The 23,051-nt window shown below is 41.5% G+C and carries 18 protein-coding genes and 2 pseudogenes; 13 read left to right on the plus strand and 7 right to left on the minus strand.

Annotated elements, in window-relative coordinates; all coding sequences use genetic code 11:
- Positions 1–381: pseudogene (locus NPUN_RS33415) on the plus strand (Uma2 family endonuclease); the annotation flags it as partial.
- Here NPUN_RS33415 and NPUN_RS33420 read toward each other — a convergent pair.
- The 3 genes from NPUN_RS33420 to NPUN_RS33430 all read right to left on the minus strand — a co-directional run bounded on the left by NPUN_RS33420 (position 378) and on the right by NPUN_RS33430 (position 1,925).
- Positions 378–911 carry a hypothetical protein gene (locus tag NPUN_RS33420; protein WP_012412762.1) on the minus strand — a complete coding sequence of 178 codons (534 nt, stop codon included), beginning with the start codon at positions 909–911 and terminating at the stop codon, positions 378–380. The pseudogene NPUN_RS33415 and the gene NPUN_RS33420 sit on opposite strands and share 4 nt — an antisense overlap.
- 65 nt (positions 912–976) lie before the next feature.
- The gene (locus NPUN_RS33425; protein WP_012412763.1) at positions 977–1,180 is read right to left on the minus strand and encodes a ChaB family protein; all 204 of its coding nucleotides are present in this window, start codon (positions 1,178–1,180) and stop codon (positions 977–979) included.
- A 301-nt stretch (positions 1,181–1,481) separates the two neighbouring features.
- Positions 1,482–1,925 (minus strand): pyridoxamine 5'-phosphate oxidase family protein, encoded by a 444-nt coding sequence (locus tag NPUN_RS33430; protein WP_012412764.1) that lies wholly within the window; start codon positions 1,923–1,925, stop codon positions 1,482–1,484.
- Positions 1,926–3,595: 1,670 nt separating this feature from the next.
- On the opposite strand from NPUN_RS33430, the pseudogene NPUN_RS33435 reads away from it, so the two are divergent.
- The 8 genes and pseudogenes from NPUN_RS33435 to NPUN_RS33470 form a co-directional block, all read left to right on the plus strand.
- Positions 3,596–4,402: pseudogene (locus NPUN_RS33435) on the plus strand (DUF4335 domain-containing protein); the annotation flags it as partial.
- 236 nt (positions 4,403–4,638) lie between these two features.
- The gene (locus NPUN_RS33440; RefSeq protein ID WP_041565802.1) at positions 4,639–4,830 is read left to right on the plus strand and encodes a hypothetical protein; all 192 of its coding nucleotides are present in this window, start codon (positions 4,639–4,641) and stop codon (positions 4,828–4,830) included.
- Positions 4,831–4,976: 146 nt separating this feature from the next.
- Complete coding sequence (locus NPUN_RS33445; protein WP_041565803.1) at positions 4,977–5,528, plus strand: alpha/beta hydrolase; 552 nt, start codon at positions 4,977–4,979, stop codon at positions 5,526–5,528.
- Between the two features lie 104 nt (positions 5,529–5,632).
- Positions 5,633–6,205, plus strand: coding sequence for an HdeD family acid-resistance protein (locus NPUN_RS33450; RefSeq protein ID WP_012412767.1), 573 nt, complete (start codon positions 5,633–5,635; stop codon positions 6,203–6,205).
- A 257-nt stretch (positions 6,206–6,462) separates the two neighbouring features.
- The gene (locus tag NPUN_RS33455; RefSeq protein ID WP_012412768.1) at positions 6,463–8,607 is read left to right on the plus strand and encodes a glycoside hydrolase family 10-like protein; all 2,145 of its coding nucleotides are present in this window, start codon (positions 6,463–6,465) and stop codon (positions 8,605–8,607) included.
- Positions 8,608–8,944: 337 nt separating this feature from the next.
- Positions 8,945–10,255 carry an efflux RND transporter periplasmic adaptor subunit gene (locus tag NPUN_RS33460; RefSeq protein WP_012412769.1) on the plus strand — a complete coding sequence of 437 codons (1,311 nt, stop codon included), beginning with the start codon at positions 8,945–8,947 and terminating at the stop codon, positions 10,253–10,255.
- A 152-nt stretch (positions 10,256–10,407) separates the two neighbouring features.
- Positions 10,408–11,148, plus strand: coding sequence for an SDR family oxidoreductase (locus tag NPUN_RS33465; protein WP_012412770.1), 741 nt, complete (start codon positions 10,408–10,410; stop codon positions 11,146–11,148).
- Positions 11,149–11,548: 400 nt separating this feature from the next.
- The gene (locus NPUN_RS33470) at positions 11,549–12,262 is read left to right on the plus strand and encodes a rubrerythrin family protein (RefSeq protein WP_012412771.1); all 714 of its coding nucleotides are present in this window, start codon (positions 11,549–11,551) and stop codon (positions 12,260–12,262) included.
- Positions 12,263–12,623: 361 nt separating this feature from the next.
- Here NPUN_RS33470 and NPUN_RS33475 read toward each other — a convergent pair whose 3' ends face one another.
- Positions 12,624–14,651: a 4-Cys prefix domain-containing protein gene (locus tag NPUN_RS33475; RefSeq protein WP_012412772.1), complete on the minus strand. Its 2,028-nt coding sequence runs from the start codon at positions 14,649–14,651 to the stop codon at positions 12,624–12,626.
- A gap of 232 nt (positions 14,652–14,883) precedes the next feature.
- On the opposite strand from NPUN_RS33475, the gene NPUN_RS33480 reads away from it, so the two are divergent.
- Entirely contained in the window at positions 14,884–15,318 is a 435-nt protein-coding gene (locus tag NPUN_RS33480) for an NfeD family protein (RefSeq protein ID WP_012412773.1), read from the plus strand.
- Positions 15,319–15,417: 99 nt separating this feature from the next.
- The gene (locus NPUN_RS33485) at positions 15,418–16,425 is read left to right on the plus strand and encodes an SPFH domain-containing protein (protein WP_012412774.1); all 1,008 of its coding nucleotides are present in this window, start codon (positions 15,418–15,420) and stop codon (positions 16,423–16,425) included.
- Between the two features lie 101 nt (positions 16,426–16,526).
- On the opposite strand, the gene NPUN_RS33490 is transcribed toward NPUN_RS33485, so the two are convergent.
- Positions 16,527–16,931 carry a Fur family transcriptional regulator gene (locus NPUN_RS33490; protein ID WP_012412775.1) on the minus strand — a complete coding sequence of 135 codons (405 nt, stop codon included), beginning with the start codon at positions 16,929–16,931 and terminating at the stop codon, positions 16,527–16,529.
- 143 nt (positions 16,932–17,074) lie between these two features.
- Between NPUN_RS33490 and purS the strand changes: the two genes are divergently transcribed.
- On the plus strand, positions 17,075–17,353 hold the full coding sequence (gene purS, locus NPUN_RS33495) for a phosphoribosylformylglycinamidine synthase subunit PurS (protein WP_012412776.1): 279 nt from the start codon (positions 17,075–17,077) through the stop codon (positions 17,351–17,353).
- Positions 17,354–17,453: 100 nt separating this feature from the next.
- Complete coding sequence (purQ, locus tag NPUN_RS33500; protein ID WP_012412777.1) at positions 17,454–18,128, plus strand: phosphoribosylformylglycinamidine synthase subunit PurQ; 675 nt, start codon at positions 17,454–17,456, stop codon at positions 18,126–18,128.
- A gap of 129 nt (positions 18,129–18,257) precedes the next feature.
- Here the strand turns inward: purQ and NPUN_RS33505 are convergent, their stop codons facing one another.
- Positions 18,258–19,841 (minus strand): beta-barrel domain-containing protein, encoded by a 1,584-nt coding sequence (locus NPUN_RS33505; protein WP_012412778.1) that lies wholly within the window; start codon positions 19,839–19,841, stop codon positions 18,258–18,260.
- 92 nt (positions 19,842–19,933) lie between these two features.
- A complete protein-coding gene (locus tag NPUN_RS33510; protein ID WP_012412779.1) occupies positions 19,934–22,942 on the minus strand; it encodes a peptidase domain-containing ABC transporter in 3,009 nt (1,002 codons plus the stop codon).
- Positions 22,943–23,051 lie beyond the last annotated feature (109 nt).

Here is a 23,051-nt window from a genome sequence, read left to right on the forward strand (position 1 = left end):
AACACTGAAAAGGAAGACTTGGGACAGACATAGCGGGATATCAAGCAACCACCAGGAAAATGGGAAGTATATGAACGAATTCTACGTGTTCCTTATTATGTAGTATTTGATCGGTACAAATATGAGTTTAGGGTATTTAAATTAGATGGAGGCCGTTATGCTGAGATAGCATTGTCAGATTCACGTTTTTGGATACCGGAATTAGAATTAGGCTTGGGTATGTGGCGGGGACGCTATCAAAATGTAGAACAGCCCTGGTTACGTTGGTATGATGGGACTCTCAACTGGGTATTGACTTCTACAGAACAAGAAAGACAACGGGCTGAACGGTTGATTGCACAACTACGAGCGCTCGGCGTTGAACCCGATGTAGATACTTAATTCCTCAGAAGTTTCCTGTTTTGTGAATAGTCTGTATAGCCTTGAATATTCTCTGGTTCAAATTGACGCAGTACACGCGTAGCTTCGCGTGTTAAATCCTCATTTCCGGTAACTACAATTAGGTATTTACCAGCATTCAGACGGTTACGATAGGGTAAAGCATCGCCACTGCCAACTGTTATGCCAGTTCCTCGACCGATTAAACCAGCCCCCAAAGCGCCGGCTATCGCTCCTAATATACCAGCAAGAAATTCATTGCCAAATCGAGCAAACTGGGGAAATATTTCAATTTGTGTGAGATAGTTAAAGGCATAACCTGCAACAAATCCAAAGGGTACAAGCCACCAAAAGAGCTGAGTTGATTGCTTGCGGGCTTGCTTGTCGGGATCAATCATTCCAAATTCATCAGCACTTAAATAACCATCGCCTAAAATATTAACTTGTGAAGTAGGCAAGCCTGCTTTTTCCAGAGCAGAGTAAGCGGCTTCTACTTGTATTCGATCTGGTAAAACTGCAACAAGGTAATTCATAAGGATTTCCTTTTTAACAAAGATTTTTTGTGCAAAATTAATAAAACTGCTTAATACGAATCGAGCTATTCTGGCTTTTTGTGCCATTGCCCATCATTACCTTTTTCGTAATCGCGTTTCACAGCACTCCAAGCAACACGAAAGGCACGCTCCTCTTCATCATATTCTTCTTGAGCATTGTTAAATGCAGCTCGAAAAATTTCTTGGGCGTGCTTGGGTAAGTGAGCTTTGACTGAATCAGGTAAGTCTGCAATCTCTTGGTAAGGCATAAATTTCCTTTCCTTACTTGATGGAGTAATGTTAAATATAGCGGTTCTCCGCCCTTGTAAGGTACAAGAACCCAAACCCCCTAAGAGCAAGCTAGGAGGGGGCTATGATGTACTTTTTAAAAAATGCCGCCGCTTTACCTCTAAAGACAGATGGTTTTGCACGGATTCATCATTATTTTTATCTGTCATTAATATTTTTCGTAATTTAAAATATTTAGTCTTTGCCAATTTCGTCCAACAATTACACGACTTTAAATAATTCGTAATTATTAACTACAAATTATTTAAATTCGTGATGATGTTAAAAACTAATTGTTTGTGGCTTAAAACTCGATGTACTATCCCAATAATTGACCTGGTTAATATTCACCTTGAGTAAAGCAATATCGGGTTCGTCCAATCCTTTAGGAAACCAGGTTTGAAGTTCTGGCTTCCATAACTCTCGCATCTTGTTGCGGTCTTTTACGAGTTGTGATGTACCTGAGATAGAAACGTATCGCTGCTGTTCGGGTGACGAGAAACTAACATTGACCTGCTCATGGTGTTCAATCTCAGTCACCTTATGGGAACCAGCATAAGTAAAGAACCAGAGTGTGGCTTCAGAGTTAATATCACCACTTTTTGACATGGGGTAACTATGCAAACTTCCATCATCATCGACTGTGGTAAACATACCATAATCAATATTTTTGATTAGTTCATGCAGCTTTTGAATCTCTTGAGTGCGGTCTGTAGAAGTTGCCATTGTTTGTACTATTTTCTCTATTTGCTTTTCCTAGACTGTAATTTTTGATTACAATCAGGTTTCGTGCTGGTAAAGTTACTTTCCAGTATTAACGTTTTTTGTTGAAATTGCGTGAGCCTACAGATGGAGTTATCCTAAAATTAGCTTTTTTAGTTATATCTTTAGAGAGATTGGTTGATAGTGATTATTATATACATATATAGCTTTTGGACATATAAATATGAATTGTGTGCTTGTTTCTTTAGACATAAATTTTATAAATTTTGCATGAATTTTTAGCCTATAAAAAGGTACAAAGTCAACAGGCTAGTATCGCAAGGCGGAAGTCAAAAGTCAAAAGTATTATGGAATCAGCTTTTTAGGGATTTTAAATAGTTTCTCTATTTGCGCTGTAGCGTACTAGGCTTCGCTTCACTTACTGGCGGCAGCAGATCAAGTAGCAGCATTAGGGATTTCCAACGAAGAAATTATCCAATCTTGTGGAGTGGATATCTTGTTTGCCTTTAGCTATGGGCGCTCGCGTCACCCACCCCACAAGAAGTAGTTAAGTATTTTTTTATTTGGAAGTCCCTTACTACTCTCTGGCTGGAAACGACATTTGAAAAGGCTTTCACGTTAAGTTGACACCAATGACAGTTGTACGCTCTTACAGCCGATTCATTTAGTAGAAAGATTTTTGTAAATGGTATTACTTACTAGAAAGCAAAAGCTTTTTTTACTTGCGGAAAACACTCAAATGAGTAAGCAAACTGGGGTTTGAGAAAGCAAAAGCTTCTTTTACTTGCGGAAAACACTCAAATGAGTAAGCAAACTGGGGTTTGAGAAAGCAAAAGCTTCTTTTACTTGCGGAAAACACCAAAATGATTAAGCAAACTGGGGTTTGAGAAAGCAAAAGCTTCTTTTGAGAAAGCATTTAAGTATTTTGAGAAAGTAAACAGGCTTTTTGATAAAGCAATTAGCCTTTTTGATAAAGTAATTAGCAAATATACGTAAGGATTAAAAATTACGGTTGTCCATAGCTTGCGTCCCGTAGAGAAGGGTACATCGGTTTTTGAATGAGAATATAAAACTAAACAAATTCTGCAAGTGTGGAATTTTATATGACACAGCAATAGCGATCGCTCTTGTATTGCAAAATTAACAAAGGAAATAAAAATCTAACCTAGCTAGCTGTGGTCAAGCTATAGTATATATTATTACTTTGCAGTACTCTTCCTATTCATCGCACGCTATGCATCTTGGCAAAATTTGTATTTACGACAATCCAGACCGGAATTATTACTAGTTGGATTGTATAAGATACTTGTGATAATTTAAGCATTAACCACAATTAGAGGTTGAGAATGGCGAGTACATCCAACGTCCAGATTACCATCGCCTTGCAAGAGCCTGGTTTAGATGACGATGAACTGCAAGACGAAACGCAGAGACTATAAACAGTTGTTAGACAAAGAGGGACAAATCAACTTCAAGCTAAACTTGAGTTATCCCATAAATCAAATCAGCAGCTAGTTCAGAAGTCAGATGCTCAAATGCTGGAACAGCAACAACCCATAGCAGTAACTTCTTTATCAGAAACTACCTACTTCAAAAACAAGTCTTTTATAGGTATTGCAGCAATTGTTTTATCTGGGTTAGTTGGATTTCCCATCTATATAATAAATTTTCACGAGGATCGTTCGACAATAACCAAGCCTAATGCTCCTGTAGCAAAATCACTTATTCCCACACCTACTATATCCCCAAAATTAGCTACTCTCACACCTACTACATCCCCTGCGGTTAAAGATTTGGATGCACTTTTAAATATAGCTGGAGAAATTACCGATCCATCTCAATTACACGCCTTAAAGCGCCAAGTGTTTAACCAAATTAATCCAGCTTGGACTAATCGCTTAGGATTACAACAGGATTTGGTATATCGTGTGGGTGTAGCTGCGGATGGTGCAATTGTAGGTTACAAGGCGATAAATCAAGTAGCGAACGAAAAAATAGAGTTAACTCCTCTGCCCAAAGTACTTTACAATCCTGCTAACCGTCCTCAGATTTCTAATGAGCCAATTGCCCAATTTCAAGTAGTCTTTAATAGCCAAGGTGTGCTGCAAGTTAGCCCTGTGCGCGGATACTCTAAAACACCAGAGGTAGTCGGTGCAAAAATTACTGACTCTAATATAGTTAAAGGTTTAAACCAAAAGCTTTATAATACAGTTCGCCAAACTTGGAGTGGCACTCCCACCTTTACGCAAGACTTGAAATATCGGGTAGCGGTCAACAAAGATGGTGTAATCGCTGACTATGAACCACTCAACCAAGTCGCCTTTGACTATTTCCGGGAAACACCCCTTCCAAAAATGTTTAATGCTATCTACGGTTCTAATGTAGCAGCTCCCAACGATAAAGAACCTCTCGCCCACTTCCAAGTGATATTTAAGCCTAGCGGCAAGCTGGAAGTTACGCCTTGGCAGGGATATCAATAAGAAGATACTTAACTCTATAATTTAATTTATTAAGCGATAGCCATTCATGACTTGTTCTCAGCATCATAATCTAGCCAATCCTGCCCAATAGAGTATTCTTACTTTAAGATGATGTAAAATTTGTACCCTCTGAATGAGGCTCTTCAACCTCTAGCAGGAGTGTCATGTTCCATTAAGCGCCTACGATGAAGAAAAGAACTAGGTAATCAAATCGCAGTATATCTGCCTTTTAAATTATGGACTGGAAGTATAAGTGGAAAAATGGCTATAAACCAAGCCGAGATGAAGCGGCAAAAAACCCTCATTTGTTAGATGAGAGCCAGTTCGAGAACGAGCAAGACCGAAAGCTAGCTGAAGAATCAGCAAGGAAGCATTTGGGTATACCTGCACCAACTATAGACGAAGATCAGTCAATACTACCTCATTAGCTTCTTCTAATGAACAAGCTTGATAACGCCATTTCCAAAAAAGATTTTGCAACAAATAAACTGGCTATAGGGGCGTACAGATGTACACCCCTAATTATGTATCTCTAGCACTATGTACGCTCCACACCATTAGGAAGTTCGATAAAATGCAGATTTCTCAAATTTTTAATCGATTAAACAATAGCAAATTTACTAAGTTACTCAGTCAAACAGTAGCTTTAGGCGTAAGTGCTTTTGTTCTCCTCTCAACTACTAATGCTAATGCCGCCGAGCAAGTTGTTTTAAAATATGGTACTTTTCAGGGGCAAGTTTCTGTTCAAGAATTAAGTCAGTTTACAGAAACAGGTAAGACTACTCCGACACTACAAGCTTATTTGGATGCCGCTCAACAAGACCCCGCAGTAGCTCGTAAGGCACTGAAAGCCCCAATAAAAGCCGATCCTGCCTTTTTAAATAACTTACTGTCTAGCTGGGCAGGGCCAATTTTAGTTAACCAAATTGGTGAAGTAGTTCATCCCCCCGCAGGACAACTAGATCAACAGGCGCTGCGAAGTGCTTTAAGTACATCTATTCAACAAAATGGTGAAGTTACACTCCTTGGAGCTATTCAGAATTATCCTAATACTTCTGTTGAACTTGAAGGCGATCGCCTCATCTCTGTTTATGAACGCCTAAGCAGCCTAGCAGAACTTTTATGATAGCTAGTTACTGCTAAAATTTAATACCCATGAGTCTATCTTAGGGTTCTATTCTGTGACTGAGAAATTTCCTAACGTAATTGTAGAGTTAGGGAAAAGTTTATATGACAACTGACGTTTCTAGAAATATTAACAAGGACACTAATGGAGCGCTGATAAGTGGTGTTCTCCTAAGTGTTTTGGGGGTTATTGCGATCGCAGCGCCTAATCTCTCGACCTTATTCGCCGAAACTTGGATTGCAGTAATTTTGATTTTCGCCGGATTTACAAAACTAGTTTATGCCACTCAAACCCGCCACCAAGGAGGTTTTATTTGGAAACTTCTATTGAGCGGACTCTATATTGCAACCGGTATAATGCTGTTTGTTTATCCTTTTACGGGTATTCTCACACTGACTCTATTGCTTGGCAGCTTCTTGGTGGCTGAAGGTACATTCGAGTTAATTCTGGCATTCCGGTTACGTCCGCAAGAGAACTGGAAGTGGATACTAGGTGATGGCATTATTACACTGGTCTTAGGTGCAATGATTTGGTTCCAGTGGCCCTTCAATGCGCCCTGGCTTCTTGGCACACTAGTTGGTATCAGCATTATTTTCACTGGCATTTCACGCGTAATGCTGTCATTGAATGCGCGTTCTACCTCAAATCCTACTAACGAAGCTGCAAATCCTACTTAGGAGATAGAGCATGGGAGCATGGGAGCAGGAAAGGATTAGGGGACGAGGGGGACAAGGAGGACAAGGGGAAATTATTGAACAAGTCTCTTCCTTGTCTCCCCCCTCTTCCTTGTCTCCCTTGTCTCTTCTCTATGCCCCATACCCAATGCCCAATCTTGAGTAGTAAAAGTTTACTAAGAGATTGCAGCAGCGATCGCCTTGAAATTGCTAAATTAACTAAGGAAATCAAAATCAAGGCCAGCTAGCTGCAATCTACAATGGTATCTATTGCTACTCCCTTCTCGGATATTCAAAACCATTGGGCACGCTTATTTATTACAGCCTTAGCCCAACGTGGTATTGTCAGTGGGTCGCCTAATGGCACATATCGCCCCGATAACTCACTCACTCGCGCTGAATTTGCCGCCATCGTCGCCAAGGCATTTGGCACAGTTAGCAAGAAGCGGCAATATGTACCTTTTGTGGATGTACCCATAAATTATTGGGCAGCAGCTGCCATTCAAACAGCTTACGAAAAAGCATTTATTAGCGGATTTCCTGATAAAAGTTTCCGCCCCGCCGAGCGAATTACTAGGGCAGAAGTTTTAGTTTCTTTGGTAGCAGGCTTAGAAATTGCCACCAAGGTAAAACCAGAACTCCTCTCAGCACTCCCACAAATTTATCAAGATTCTATTCAGATTCCTGGGTATGGTAGAAATCAGGTAGCTATTGCCACCAGCGCTGGATTGGTGGTTAGTTTCCCAAATATCAAATTACTCAATCCCAATCTTGCAGCTACCCGTGCAGATGTAGCGGCAATTGTTTATCAAGCTTTGGTGTATTTAGGTGAAGCAGAAAAAATTGCCTCTAGTTACTTAGTGCAGCCGCCAATACTAACGCCTACGCCGAAGCCAACGCCCACACCAATACCCACACCAATACCCACACCCACACCAATACCGACACCAATACCCACACCCACACCAATACCGACACCAATACCCACACCCACACCCACACCTGCACCTGTCGGTAGCGTTAGGGTTAATCATAGTCGGGAATTTCGGGGGGCGTGGGTAGTATCTGTGTGGAATGGTGATTGGCCTTCCAAGCCAGGACTTTCTGTTGCTCAACAGAAAGCTGAACTCACTGAGATTATTAGTAAATTACAAGCGCTAAACTTCAATGCACTTATCTTTCAGGTGCGACCGGAGGGAGACGCTTTATATGAATCACAATTAGAGCCTTGGAGTGCTTGGATTACAGGAACTCAGGGGAAAGCACCAGAACCATTTTACGATCCTTTAGCGTTTGCGATCGCAGAATGTCACAAGCGTAATATTGAACTCCATGCTTGGTTTAACCCTTACCGCGCCAGCACTTCTACCGACCCAGCTAAAACAGTACGTCCCCACATAGCAGCGACTAATCCAGAAAGCGTTTATTTGTGGAAAACTCAACGCTGGATGGATCCAGGATTGAAAATAGTTCAAGATAGAGCTTACAACGTAATTCTTGATGTAGTGAAGCGCTACGATGTTGATGGCATTCACTTAGATGATTATTTTTATCCATATCCCATCGAGGGGCAACCTTTCCCCGATAACAAAACTTATGCTGCATATCAAGCAGCTGGTGGTTCACTCAACCTTGGTGACTGGCGACGGGACAATGTTAACAAAATGGTACAGCGTGTCTGGCAGGGGATTAAGGCAACCAAACCCGATGTGAAATTTGGTATTAGTCCCTTTGGGATTTATCGCCCCGGACAACCTGCTGGCATTACTGGGTTAGATGCTTACAATGTGTTGTATGCCGACTCGAAAAAATGGTTAGAAGAAGGCTGGATTGATTATATTGCGCCTCAACTTTACTGGCGCACAGATCAAACACAACAAAGTTATTCAGCGTTGCTACAGTGGTGGACACAGGTAAATACAAAACAAAGACACGTTTACGCTGGTAACAATCTGACAGAACCAAGCAACAAGAGTCGAGAGAGTGATGAGATTGAAAAGCAGGTGAAAATTAGTCGTAGCCAAGCTGGAAGGTTGTCACTGGGCAATATCTTCTTTAATCTCGGTGTTTTGACGCAAAATAGTCAGGGTATTGCTGATAAATTCCAAAGTCTGCTTTATAACAAACCTGCGCTACCGCCAACTTTGCCTTGGCAAGATACAACGCCACCCCCTCCACCCATTGGATTACAAGTCAATAACCGCAAACTGAGTTGGCAGCCTGGAGATAATCAGCCAGTTCGTTCTTGGACGCTTTATCGACAAACTGGGGATACTTGGACAATTCAGCGAATTTTGTCTGCTGGCACAACCTTCGCTACCGTTCAACAAGCGGGAACTTATGCCGTATGTGCAGTGGATAGATTGGCCAATGAAAGTGCGGGAACAGTGATTACAGTGAGTTGAACAAAGGTGCTGGTTAGACATCTCAAAAAATGATGTAGGCACAATTGATGAATTGTGCCTATTGACAATTTATTTGTTGGAGTTCCCTTATGTGCAAGTCGATCTGCATAGTTTAGGCATAGCGATATCTATCTTTTTGAGGAACAATTGAGATTTGCATAGGTTTTAAGGAACGGATTAACCTTTCGGTAGATTAAGACAGAATCATCAAAACTGTATATTTGGATGGGGTAACACATAATTTGCCACAAAACCTCATGCTAAATCAGTAATTTCAATATAAACAGATGAAATTTTGATTGAATTCTAGTTAATTTGTTCCTTATCCTCATAAGCCATGACATCCCCTGAGCCTCAAACTGATTTTGGAGAAAAAGCTCCACAAACCTCATTTGAGCCACCTTCTGGAAAACGGCGGTGGCTTTGGTTATTTTTAGCAGCACTACTATTGTTAGGGGGCGGAACAGCTCTCGTTTGGCGTTTGCTCACTCCGCAAAATTCAGCGCCTTCAACTACTAACGCTCAACCTCAAGGGGTAAGAGTCAAAGTATCCACAGTACAAAGCGGCATAATTGAGGAAAGTTCAGATTTTATTGCTAGCCTAAAATCCCAGCGTTCAGTCATCCTCCAGCCGAAGATTCAGGGCCAAGTTACCCAAATATTTGTGAAATCGGGAGATCCAGTAGCCGAAGGAGCGGCAATTATTCAGGTAGATCGTACACCACAAGCAGCGATCGCTCCTAACAATGCTGCGCCTCAAGCATTTTTATTGCAACTGGAAAATGCCCGCACTGTACTGAAATCTCTAGAAGCCCAACGATCATCCTATGTTGAGAATGTGCAATTGTATCAGCAAACCTACGAAAAGTATTCCATTCTAGCTGAACAAGGAGCCGTGTCTCGACAGACTCGCAATCAGTTTGCCGATCGACTTGCCAATGCTAAAACTAGTCTTGATGCAATTGATTCCAGGATTCAAGCCCAAAGATCCAATATATTGCAGGCTGAAAAAACGTTGCAGCAAGCTAATGTAAATACTCAAACACAACAAATCCAATCTGACAAAATTACCGCTCCCTTTAGTGGCACAGTTGGCAACATGACTGTGAAAGTAGGTGATTTAGTTAATACTTCCACACAATTAGTTAATCTCACGCAAAATCGACCTTTAGAAGTCAACATCTCTGTGCCACTACAGCAAGGGCCGCAATTGCGTAAGGGAATGCCAGTGGAAGTGATGAATACACAAGGTCAAAAGCTGGGTAGAAGTAGGGTATTTTTCATTGCGCCTACTGCTAATAACGAAACACAAGGGATACTGATCAAAGCACTTTTTGACAATCCTAACGGTCAGCTACATGCAGATCAATTGGTAAGGGCTAGAGTGTTTTGGAATCAGCGCCCCGGAATTTTAATCCCCACAACTGCAATGACTCGTGTAGGTGGCGACACTTTTGTGTATGTAGTTGAAACCGAAACATCTCCCCAAGGTATATCTCAACAAGTAGCTCGACAAAAGCGCGTGAAGCTAGGCGAAATCAAAGATAATAATTACCAAGTTCTTGAAGGATTACAACCAGAAGATAAAGTTATTATCTCAGGGTTGCTCAATCTTAGAGATGGCGCTGCGATCGTTCCAGAATCTTAATTAAGGGGAGTGGGTAGAGACGCGATTAATCTCGTCTCTACTGAGGATTGGGCAAGTGGAGGACAAATGACAAATGACAAAATTTAACCTTAGTACAGTACTTTAACAGCAAATAATCACTTTGTTGAGCGAAAATAAAACTAGATTAATCTATGTCATCTTTATCGGGGAAAGTTGCAATTATCACTGGTGCATCGCGGGGAATTGGACGAGCGATCGCACTAAAATTAGCTGGTAACGGCGCATCTATTGTCGTCAACTATGCGGGTAATGCAGTCAAAGCAGAGGAAGTTGTTGCAGAAATTGAAAAGTTGGGAGTAGAAGCGATCGCTATTCAAGCCGATATTAGCAAAGTACCCGACATCCAACGCCTGTTTGAGCAAACACTTGAGCATTTTGGTAAAGTTGATATTTTGGTCAACAATGCCGGAATTGCCTTCTATAAACCAATTACTCAGGTGAGTGAAGAAGATTTCGATGCGATTTTTGCTATTAATGTCAAAGGTACTTTTTTTGCTTGCCAACAAGCCGCGCAACATCTATCAGAAGGCGGACGGATTATCAACTTTTCGTCATCAACTACGGTGATGATGCTGCCAACTTATAGCGCCTATGTAGGAACCAAAGGTGCTGTTGAACAAATCACGCGAGTATTAGCTAAAGAATTGGGTGCAAAAGCGATCGCAGTTAATGTTATTTCTCCTGGCCCTACCGATACAGAACTATTCCGAGAAGGCAAAACCCAAGAACAGATAGATCGTTTGGCCCAAATGGCTGCTTTTGGCAAACTGGGAGATGTGCAAGAAATCGCCGATGTAGTAGCGTTTCTCGCTAGCGATGAAGCCAGATGGATCACAGGGCAAAATATCCGTGTAAACGGTGGAATTGCCTGAGATAATTAAAGCTCTCCTCATAAACCAATACAGTTCAGATAAGACCAAAACACTTGTAGAGACGGCGATTTATCGCGTCTCAAAAACTCAAAATTTTTGCCAGTAGCCCTTAACCCAAGCGTATTGCCTCATAAACGCGATATTCTCCGTTTCAAAACCTCAGCTAGTAACCTGGGCATTGCTAGTCCTGTTAGGGTAGGCGAAAATTAGACTGCTACTCCGATTCATTCGAGCTTTTTACTCGAATATAATTGTCCAAGAGCAGCTAACAAAACGGATTGCTATATGGGCTGAAAAAGTTTGTATAAACCGTTTCTAGCTTATACAAAGAACGCCTAGTTTATCCGGTTGTAGAGTCTGTGTTTTCGTACTAAATATCACTTCCCTGTCATCCAAAATTATGGATTTGTCCAACTTTACTACACTTCAAAACTTAGAAGCTGCCTTCGGTGGTGAATCGATGGCAAATCGCAAGTATCTGTTTTTTGCCGACGTAGCGCGTCAACTTGGGTTTCCAGATTTGGCAAAACTTTTTAAAGACACAGCAGACCAAGAAACTGAACACGCTTTTGCACATTTTAAGTTGCTGCATCCAGAACTAGTGGTAGAAAATGCGGCTGCTTTAACTGATGAACAAAAGCGGGAAATTATATCTCGCTGTTTATCTTTGGCAATTGAAGGCGAGACTTATGAATATACTACAATGTATCCAGAGTTTGCCGCCGATGCTCAACGCGATCGCGACAATCCTGCGGCAGAAGAATTTCTCAAACAAGTTCAAGAATCTACCGATCATGCCAACACATTTCGAGAAGCTGCACACCGTTTTGGCTTGTTAAAATTCATCGAGAATTACCACGCCGATCGCTACACTGAAGCTTTAGAAGTATTAAACGGAGGACAAACAGCAAGCAGAGTTGCAGGTGAAGATCCTAAAACTCGGAAATGGATTTGTAGACAATGCAGTATGATTTACGATCCTGTTGCTGGCGATCCCGATTCTGGGATTGCACCTGGTACACCTTTTGAAGAAATTCCTGATGATTGGGAATGTCCGATTTGCGGTGCTAGCAAAAAAACTTTTAAGCCATTTGAAGAAAAAGTTGCAGCTTAGGACGACAATTAATTAGGCACTCTTTTTAGCATATAAACGCGAAGCATCTTAAGGATACTTCGCGTTTTCGATTATTTATCGCAACAGAATTCAGGAGTCAGGAGTCAGAATGGGCTAAACGCCCCGCTATCGCTAACAGAATGGATTGTTATCGAAAAAGCTTATAGTGCAACGCTTACGAGCATCTTAATTCTGACTCATTAATTCTGACTTCTGAATTCTTCTTCAAGAACAGGGTAGTATCATGAATTCACCAGAAGATAAAAGAGGAAACCGTTGTGTTTTTCTGTGACTATCTGAAGAGCAATGCTAATCCGTGATAAAGACTAGAGTAAACATTTATTGTTCTCAAATTAGCAAGCTAATTCCCCGGTTGACACGATTGCTGCACTTTTTGAGGAAGTTGCCGACACATTTGCTGGAATCCTTGAGGATTAATTTGCCACCAAGCAAATAATCCTAAACTTGTACCTCCTACAAGCAACGCCAACATTCCCCCCAGCATTACCAAGTGTTTACCCCGATTAGGTTTTGTAATTAAGGTTGCTGGAATTTCTGGGCTTGTAACTGATTCCTCTGAAGTATCTAAATCTAGATCCAAATCTAGATCCAAATCTAGCAAAGTTTGCGAACTTTCTGTGAAGGAAATGAATTCCTCTTGTTCCTCTAATTCCTCTAATTCTTCTTGTTCCTCTTGTTCCTCTTGTTCCTCTTGTTCTTCTTGTATCTCTGCTTCTATGATCTCTTCTGGCAACGCCGGAGTCACAGGTACTAAGTATTCGGGAGAAACACGGCAATAAGTTAGAACAACTGAAGTATTATCACGCCCATTTTTTTCGTTTGCCAAGTTAATCCAGTTGCGGACAGCATCTTCAACTGTCATCTGGCCTTTTAACACGGGTATTGCATAATCTTGCCAATATTGTTCCACCCTGTTATTATCACTTAAACCATCAGAACACAGTAGTAATATGCCATCTTCTTCCACAATAAATCGCTGAATCTTGAGACGTAAAGATTCTGCATTTCTTGTCCCCAACGCTTGAGTTAAGGCAGTAGCATCTGTTCTTATTAATGCTTTTCGATACAAACTTTTGGCAAAGCGGACTTCTCGCGTCGCCACATCATCATCTACTGTGAGTAGCTGACAATAGTTGCGAGTAATCCAATAGGCACGGCTATCACCAATATTAGTCAAGTAAAGTTCATGGGTATTATTTGATTGCCACCCAGTACTTGTGTATACTCGCTGTGGAACTTGCAATGCCATGACAATGGTTGTAGCCATGCGTTCTTTACCTTGACGTTTTTGTTCGTTATTGCGGGCACAAATCACATTATTTACCACCCGTAAGCTTGCTTCTAATTGTTCCTGCAATAACTCTGGTGATACAAGTACAGCTCGTTCTGTAATCTCCGCTAGTAAGGCGCGAATTTGCAACTTTACAGACTGCACTGCCAATCTACTGGCAACCTCGCCGCCTTCGTGCCCACCAATGCCATCGCAAACAATTGACAAGTGGGACAATAAAGGATCATCTAAGTCATTCAAAGTATTGGGGTAGCAAGCATCTTCATTTTGCGCCATAATTGGGCCAATATCTGTAGAACCTCCCACCTTCAAAACTAGTGGCAATTCTGCCGCAGATGCTAGTAATAAACCATTGAGTTGAGTAGCAACATCATCCAACTCAATTTCCGTTTCACACATATCCTGGACTATGTTCTGCAACCCTTTAGCTACTGATGTCTTTGCAGAAGCTACCCAAAACTGCCAACACTCCCCCAGATTTTTTAAACTCAGCTTCTCATCTTCTGGTGTTTGGTAGAGTTCCAACAGTCGCACACACCAACCTTGGACTCTCAAGTTGTCTACTCCCAGTAAACTGCGGCTAAGTCCTAATTCTGATAAAGGTGTCCAAAGTTGAAGAATTTGCCACAGCCAATAAACTTGTCGTACCGCCGTTGCTTGCTCCCAAGCTTCAACAATAGTTGGATAGATATTTCCTGTCTCATCTATCGGCACATTTTCCAATAAGAGGATATCAGTTGTATCTTTCTCTTCATCACTAGCAAACCCATAAGCTTGGGGCAGATGTAACCGTTCTTGATATAACCGTAGATAAGGAATTACTTCCTTTGGTAATTCTTCAGGGACATCTGGTGGTAGTCCTGGTTGAGTATCCAGCCAAATCTGGCGAGTAATTACTCCATATCTGTCTGCTACTTTTGTGCCTGGTGTAATTTGAGCAGACAATGAGCCAGTAGCCCAAAGATAGCGGTGAACCAAGGGAGTTTGGCAACTTGCACAAACACGATCTCCAATAGGATTAATGGGGCTATTACAGCCTGGATTTATACAATAAATTGTCAGTTGAGTAGAAATCATAAAACTATAAATTTAAAAAACCAATCAACTCATGAATTTCGATTACATTTAGCTGGCAATGGCTTGAAGGCTAGAATAGACTGGATTCGTGTACCGCTAGCTACACTTGGTTACTGAAAGTAATCAAAATTATTGGTAAAAAGACCAAGTTTACTTTCTGTAAATAACTTACGTCTGGCTGTATCTAATCGTAGAAATGGATTTACGTCAATGTAGAGTCTAGGATGGCACTATGCCAAGTTTGACCTTAATCTGGCTTCTGGCGGGAGCAGTTTTGTGTCTCATGGAACTGTTCTTACCATCGGCGTTTGTCGCCTTCATGATGGGAATTAGCGCTTTTGTGGTGGCGCTGCTGTCTGGAGTGGGTTTGGGAAATGTATGGTTGCAAGTTGTAGTTTGGCTATTACTTTCCACATTCCTTATCGTGCTTTCTCGTCGGTTTTTGCAACCACGACGACGCAAATCGAAAATTCAGGATGCAGTCATAGCCGAAACTTTAACAGAAATTCCGCCTGGTAAAACAGGACGGGTGTTATATGAGGGAAATTCCTGGCAAGCACGATGTGACGATGACAAATTTACTGTAGCACCCCATCAAAGAGTTTATGTGGTTAGGAGAGAGGGTACTACTTTGATTGTGATACCAGAAAATTTGTTGAATTCTTAGTTATTGGGAATGGGGAATTGGTTATTTTCTTTATTTCCCCATCTCGTCCATTTCCTACTCTCTTTAACATTTAATACTTAAAAAATCAGGAGATTCACAATGGAACAGTTTTTTTTGCTCGTACTTTTAGCCCTTGGTGGTTCTGCCGTCGCGGGATCTGTGAAAGTCGTCAATCAGGGCAATGAAGCTTTGGTGGAAAGATTGGGTAGTTATAACAAAAAACTGGAACCAGGACTAAACGTGATCTTTCCTTTCATAGATAAAATTGTCTACAAAGAAACTATCCGCGAAAAAGTCTTAGATATTCCTCCACAACAGTGTATCACCCGCGACAATGTTGGCATTGAGGTAGATGCAGTGTTTTACTGGCGCATCGTGGATATGGAAAAAGCCTGGTACAAGGTAGAAAATCTCCAGGCTGCAATGATAAATATGGTGCTAACTCAAATTCGCGCTGAAATGGGGCAACTGGAGTTGGATCAAACTTTTACTGCTCGTTCTCACATTAGTGAACTTTTGCTACGGGATTTGGACGTTGCTACCGATCCTTGGGGAGTGAAAGTTACACGGGTAGAACTGCGAGATATTATTCCATCTCAGGCAGTGCGAGAATCGATGGAATTGCAAATGTCGGCAGAACGACGCAAACGGGCAGCAATTTTAACTTCTGAGGGAGAACGTGAAGCTGCTGTCAATAGCGCCAGAGGTAAAGCTGACGCGCAACTCCTGGATGCGGAAGCTCGTCAAAAATCGACAATTTTGCAAGCGGAAGCCGAACAAAAGGCGATCATTTTGAAGGCTCAAGCGGAACGTCAGCAGCAAGTTTTGAAAGCGCAGGCGATCGCAGAATCAGCAGACATTATTGCCCAAAAACTCCAGACTAATCCCAATGCTAATAAAGCAGTGGAAGTTCTGTTTGCTTTAGGCTATCTGGATATGGGTGCGACAATTGGCAGAAGCGATAGCAGCAAGGTCTTATTTATAGATCCGCGTACCATTCCTGCTGCTTTTGAAGGTATGCGTTCTGTTATCTCAAATGGTCAGGTTGACTCTAACGAGTTGTTTTCTAAGCAAATACCAGGGTTAGAAAATAACCGCTCTAGTTAAGAATGAAGAGTTGGGAGTTGACATTAGTATTAACTTAAGTTTAAAACCCTTTTCAAACTTCGTTTCCAGTCTCAGACTGGGAACGAGACAATCACAATTATCTACTGACAACCCTTTTCAGCTTGATTTACTTGGCATTGGCTGCACAATCCAAAAAACTCTAGGGTATGGTAAAAAACTTTAAACTTATGGCTAGATTCTAACTGCTCTTCTAAATCATGCACGGGGCATTGATGAATCGGAATTGAAACACCGCATTGCAGGCAGGTAAGGTGATGTTTGTCTTGCTGGGCTAGGCTATAGAGGGCTTCACCATTAGCCAAATTCCGTACTTGTACTATGCCTTCGAGTTTTAAGGCTTCTAAAGAACGGTAAACTGTTGCTAAACCCATACTCTGATTTGTATTACGTAATTCTACGTAAATATCCTGGGCAGAAATGCCTTTTTTGATGGTTTTCAGTAGGTTGAAAATACGCTCTTGACTGCGGGTGCGTATAGCTCTCATAGACAATTATTTAAATATGCCACTGTAGTTGAAGCTGTTAGATGGGCTAATTAATCAATTAACTTTAACTGCTTCGTAATCTTATTTTCACTCAGTTGGAACAGAAAGTTATAGTATAGCGATCGCAGCATTCAGCAAAAGCCGTGCAAACCAAGTATCTAGCCAAAATTTTTGTGACGCTTCGTCCTTCAGTCTTAGACCCTGCTGGTGTGGCTGTACAATCCGGTCTTCAGCAACTGGGATACGATAACGTTGACCAGGTGCGGATTGGCAAGTACATTGAACTCACCATCACCTCGACTGAGGAAAAGAAAGCGCGTCAAGACCTCGATCGCATTTGTGACCAAATGCTAGCAAATCCCGTAATTGAAAATTACCGCTTTGAGTTGATTGAGGTCGAAACCCAAACGGGAGTCTTTTAGGGCATTGGGGGGAGACTTGTTCAATAATTCCCCATTCCCCATTCCCCATTCCCCAATCCTCATTCCCCAATCCCCATTCCCCAATCCCCAATCCCCAATCATGAAATTTGGTGTTGTTGTTTTTCCAGGTTCTAATTGCGATCGCGATGTTGCTTATGTAACCAGAGATTTGCTCTTACAACCAACTCGCATGGTTTGGCATCAAGAAACAGACATTGCTGATTTGGATGTCATCATCATCCCTGGCGGCTTTAGTTACGGAGATTATCTGCGCTGCGGTGCGATCGCACGTTTTTCACCCGTGATGCAACAGGTTGTTGAACATGCTCAAAAGGGTAAATTTGTCATTGGTATTTGCAATGGTTTTCAGGTATTAACTGAAGCTGGACTTTTGCCAGGGATGTTAACCAGAAATCGGGATTTGCATTTTATTTGCGATCGCGTCCCCGTGAAAGTTGAGCGTACCAATCTCTCATGGACACAAGGCTATACCAATAGTGAAGTTATCACTTTGCCCATTGCCCACGGAGAGGGGCGATTCTACGCGGATGAAGCCACTCTCGCAGAAATTGAAGATAACGGGCAAGTCGTGTTTCGTTATGAAGGGGAGAATCCCAACGGTTCACTGAACAACATTGCCGGGATTTGCAATCCTCAGGGCAATGTGTTGGGAATGATGCCGCACCCAGAAAGGGCATCTGACGCAATGCTAGGTAATAGTGATGGCTTAAGGCTCTTTCAGGGCTTGGTAGAGAAGGTAGCCGCATTAGCTTAGAGCAAATATGGGGCGACTAGGTTGAGCGTTTAGCGATCGCTATCTGTAGAATAATCTTAGAGGGCGATCGCTCCATCACGAATTACGAATTACGAATTACGAATTACAAATTACGAATTACGAATTATTTCAACGTACCTCTTTAAGAGTATCAATTTGTTTGGTAAACAACTCAGTGAATAAACTAAGCACAGTCCGTTCTTCGCGTACTTTTATATTGGCACTGATTGACATACCTGATTGCAATGTGACGTTTTTACCCTTAATTACTAAAGATTGTTTATCCAATGAAATTTTTGCTGGAAATCTATAAAACTGATGTGTTTGGTCTGGCGGTAATGCGTCTGATCCTATGCCAATTACTTCCCCTTTAATATCGCCAAATTCGCTGTAAGGAAAAGAGTCAATTCTTACATCTACCTTCATGCCTTTTCGCACAAAACCGATATCTTTGTTAGTGATGAAAACTTCAGCTATATAGTTTTCCTTTGGGACAATTTGCAGCATTTTTGTTGTCGGGTTCGCTACAAATCCAGGATTTTTTGCTTGTAAATCGAAAACTGTTCCAGCTACAGGCGCACGAAGTTCTTGATACTTAACGTTTAACTGTGTTTGAGAGATTTTACTATTGACATCTGCCAAACGCTGTTCATTATCTAGGATAACTTTCATAAATTGGCTATCAATTGCGGCAATACGCTGTTTGTTATCAGCTATCTTATCCAAAACGTTTTTATCAGAAACAGCCACTGTATTGCTTAATTCTTGTTGACCCTTTTCTATATCAAACTGGAGGCGTTTTTCTTCCTCACCTAGTTGTGCTACTTCCGCCGTGCGGTTTTGTACTTCTTGTTGCTGGTTGAGATACTGAAGTTGAGAAATACCACCTTCTTCTGATAATATTTTCAGTTTATCTAAGATGCCCTGTTGAATGGCTAAACTCGCTTTACTATCTTCCAGCTTAAATTTATTTTGAGCTAGTTGTTTTTTGATTTTTTCTACTTCCAACTGCGCCGCAGCAGAACGAGAATCTAATTCTTTTTTGGCAACTCGTAGACGTTGTTGCTCATCAATTCCTAAACTAGAATCTCGACCAGAATTTCTTAATTGAGTCCGTAATAAGTCATTTTCTTCTACTAACGCTACCCGACTTTTCAGCAGAAAAGCAGTTTCTTGTGGCAAATTACCGCGCAAATATAACAGTTCAGATCCCCCGGCAGTAGTTGCCCCCATCAATCGCCGATAAATCTGATTTTCTTTAATTAATGCAATACGGATTTTATTCAAAGAATTTAATTCGGCAACAGTGGCGATGGAATCAAAAGTCAGCAACAAATCCCCTGACTTTACCTCTTGCCCATCTTTAACATTAACTGTTTTCACAACTCCACTAACAGGAGCCTGAACTTCTTTGATTGTTCCCTGCGGCTTTAATTGCCCTGTTGCTGGTACTACTTGCTCAATTTTCGCAAAATAAGCCCAAGCAATTCCAAAGCAGGCTAACCCAATGAGAGTAACCATGATTGTCCGCGACCAAACTGGAGATTGCCGCAAGACAATTGCTTGCTCAAATTCCTGACTACTGGAGTTAATTAAAGACTCTTGAGCAGCTTTTTGTTGTTTTGTAAGTATCGGTGAATCTTGCTTGACTCCATTTTTCTGATTACCAGTTTTCTGATTGCCGTTGTGGTGATTCCCATTAAGTTGAGTCATAACGATTTTGGGTTTTAGATTTTAGATTTTGGATTTTTGGTTGGGTGGACACTGTTCAAATTATGTAATGCTATGCCGCCAAGAATAACTAATTACAAGTTCACATCCTGTTGCTGATACAGATAATAATAATGACCTTTACTAGCCATTAATTCTTGATGGCTACCTTGTTCTATAACCCTACTATTATCCATCACAACAATCATGTCTGCATTACTGACGGTGTTTAATCGATGGGTAATAAAAAATACTGTATCCCCCTTAAATGCTTTGGCTAAATTGAGACATATTTGCCGTTCTGTGGGATAGTCTAGGGCGCTAGTTGCTTCATCTAGAACTAACAATTTTGGTCGTTGTAAAACAGAACGAGCGATCGCAATTCTTTGCCTTTGTCCACCTGAAAGCGCAGATCCCCGTTCTCCTACTCGTGTGTTGTAACCGTTGGGCAAGTTCATAATAAACTCGTGAGCGCACGCAACCTGAGCCGCTTCGATAATTTCTTCGGTTGTCGCATCAGGATTCGTCAGAGCAATATTTTCTTGAACGCTACCGTCAAACAACAATGTTTCTTGAGGAACTACGCCAATTTGTCGTCGCAGTGAATAAAGTTCGACTTTGGCAATATCATAACCATCAATCAAAATTCTGCCGGACTCAGTTTCATAAAGTCTCAGCAGCAATTTCATCATCGTACTTTTACCCGATCCACTTTGTCCGACGATGCCGATAAATTTTCCTGGCGCAAATTCGAGGTTGACGTTGGAAAGTTGCAGAGGGCCACTCGTGCCAAATCGAAAGGAAACATTTTCATATTTTACTGCTCCCTTAATCGTCGGTAAGGGTATGTTGTAACGGTCTGTTTCTCCTTCTTGTGGCGTATCGACAATATCGCTTAAACGTTCTAGAGATAAGGCTGTTTCTTGGAAGCTTTGCCAGAGTTGAGCTAAACGCAATATTGGGCTGGTGACGTAACCGGATATAATTCTAAAGGCAATTAATTCGCCTAAAGTTAATTGCTGTTGCAATACTAAATAAGCTCCTACCCACAAAACCAGTAAGCTGCTGAGTTTGTTGAGAAAGTTACTGGTGGAGTTAGCAAGGGTAGAAGTTACAACTGTTTTAAAACCAGCAGCGACAAACCGAGCATAACGCTCTTGCCAAGAAAAGCGCGATCGCAATTCGATATTTTGCGCTTTTACAGTTTGAATTCCTGACATCACCTCCACTAAATAAGATTGAGTTTCGGCGTTGCGTTCGGCTTTACCACGTAACTGTCTACTAATGGTGGGAGAAGCAATTAAGGTAATCACGATAAACACAGGAATTGTGCTTAAGCCTACCAAGGTGAGTTGCCAACTGTAAATCAGCATTACACCGATATACACCACCGAGAACAGAGCATCTAACCCGACAGTTAAGGCAGTACCAGTCAAAAATTGGCGAATATTTTCTAATTCGTTGATGCGAGTGGAAAGTTCACCCACCGGTCGGCGTTCAAAGTAGCGTAGTGGTAAACGTAACAAATGATCGATAATTTGTGATCCTAAACCCATATCGATCCGGTTAGTGGTATCGACAAATAAGTAGGTTCGTAAGGTAGTCAGTACTGCTTCAAATAGCCCGACTACTAATAGTAAAACCCCCAAAATATGTAGAGTACCAATACTATTTTGAGTGATAACTTTGTCGATAATTAACTGAACCACCAGAGGATTCGCCAATGCTGCCAACTGCACGAAAAAGGAGGCGATAAAAACCTCTATCAAAACTCGACGGTGCTTTGACAAATATGGCAGAAACCACCGTAAACTAAAACGTTCTTGGGGTGTTTGGTTGGTAGCAGTGAGCAGTAATACTCTAGCTTGGGGCGGAAAGTTGGTTGGATCAACATCTAATTGTTCAACCAATTGAGCAGGTTTACAGCGCACAATTCCTTTGGATGGGACACCAACAACCACGGTATTTGCATCTGCCGCATATAAAACTGCAAAATTATCACCATAGCGAATCAATGCTGGTGTAGGAATACGGGTTATTGAGGAGACTGGTATTTCTATTAACTGCGCCTTAAGTCCGATTAATTCTGCCAGGTAAGCAGTAACTTGAAACGATATAAGACCCTGACGTTTGACTTGTTCAGTTAAGATGCGGCGAACCACTTCTCGACGAAACGGTATTTCTAGGTGCTTCGCGATCATTTGGAAGCAGGCGAAGGCAGTATTTAATTCTCCCTTTCCACTAAAAAACGGGTATTTTTGTTTTGACGAACTCTTTGAGGTTTCGGGAAATGTCTGGGGAACGATTTCGTCTGATGCGTAAGGGATATCTAATTCATGGTCGTTTTGGCTATCTACTTGGGTGTTATTAACCGCCAGTACTATCTGATGACTATCTTCTAAAATCAAATCTGACGGATGGATGCCAACTAACCTTGAAGGGTTTTGACCTATGATCTGAATCTTGTCTCGGTCGTCGTCTGCTTCTAGGCGATCGCCAGGTGATAAATTCGTGACTGTACCACCGCCACTTACAAACCAGACCCTTGCGCTATCCAGTTGGTTAAATGCAGTTTTTCCTGGAGGTAAGTAATGGATTTTTGCCTGCGGTAAGGCTTTTTCTGTGAGTTCTCTGAGATTTAAAGTTGCGATCGCTTGTTTTTGCCAATAGGAGGCGAGAATATCAAAAACTTCTATCAAATAACTTCGATTCTTGCGGGCTTCGGCAAAAGCGGGGTATGAAGCGAGAAAACTAAAATATGCCGATGCACTTAAGGTTAAACATACTACTTCGGTAGAGGCGATCGCAGTCTCGCAGGCAACATCGCGCAACAAACTAATTTCGCCGATAATTTCTCCAGGTTGCAGCAATTTTAAGGTAATTGGCATTTGCGTCTGGGGGTCGTATCCCAAGAGGCGCACTTGTCCCTCATAAATAATGGTGATGCGTTCCGGGAGGCTTTCTTTACCGATGATTTTTTGACCTATGCGATAGCGCCAGGCTTGCAGTTGTTCTGATAGATTAGCGATCGCTCCATCGGGTAACTGTTCAAACCCTTCTATGGTAGTCAGAAATTCAGGAAAAGTGTTCTTAATATAAGTCATAAAAAACAATTAAAAGCGAGGAATTAAGTCGAAAATATTAGGGAGTATTTCTTTTACTAACAGTGGTAGTGTTTGGTTTTATGCTAGTAGTGGCAATACTTCTGTACAA

The organism is Nostoc punctiforme PCC 73102, from assembly GCF_000020025.1.
In the GTDB taxonomy this organism is placed as follows: Bacteria; Cyanobacteriota; Cyanobacteriia; order Cyanobacteriales; family Nostocaceae; genus Nostoc; species Nostoc punctiforme.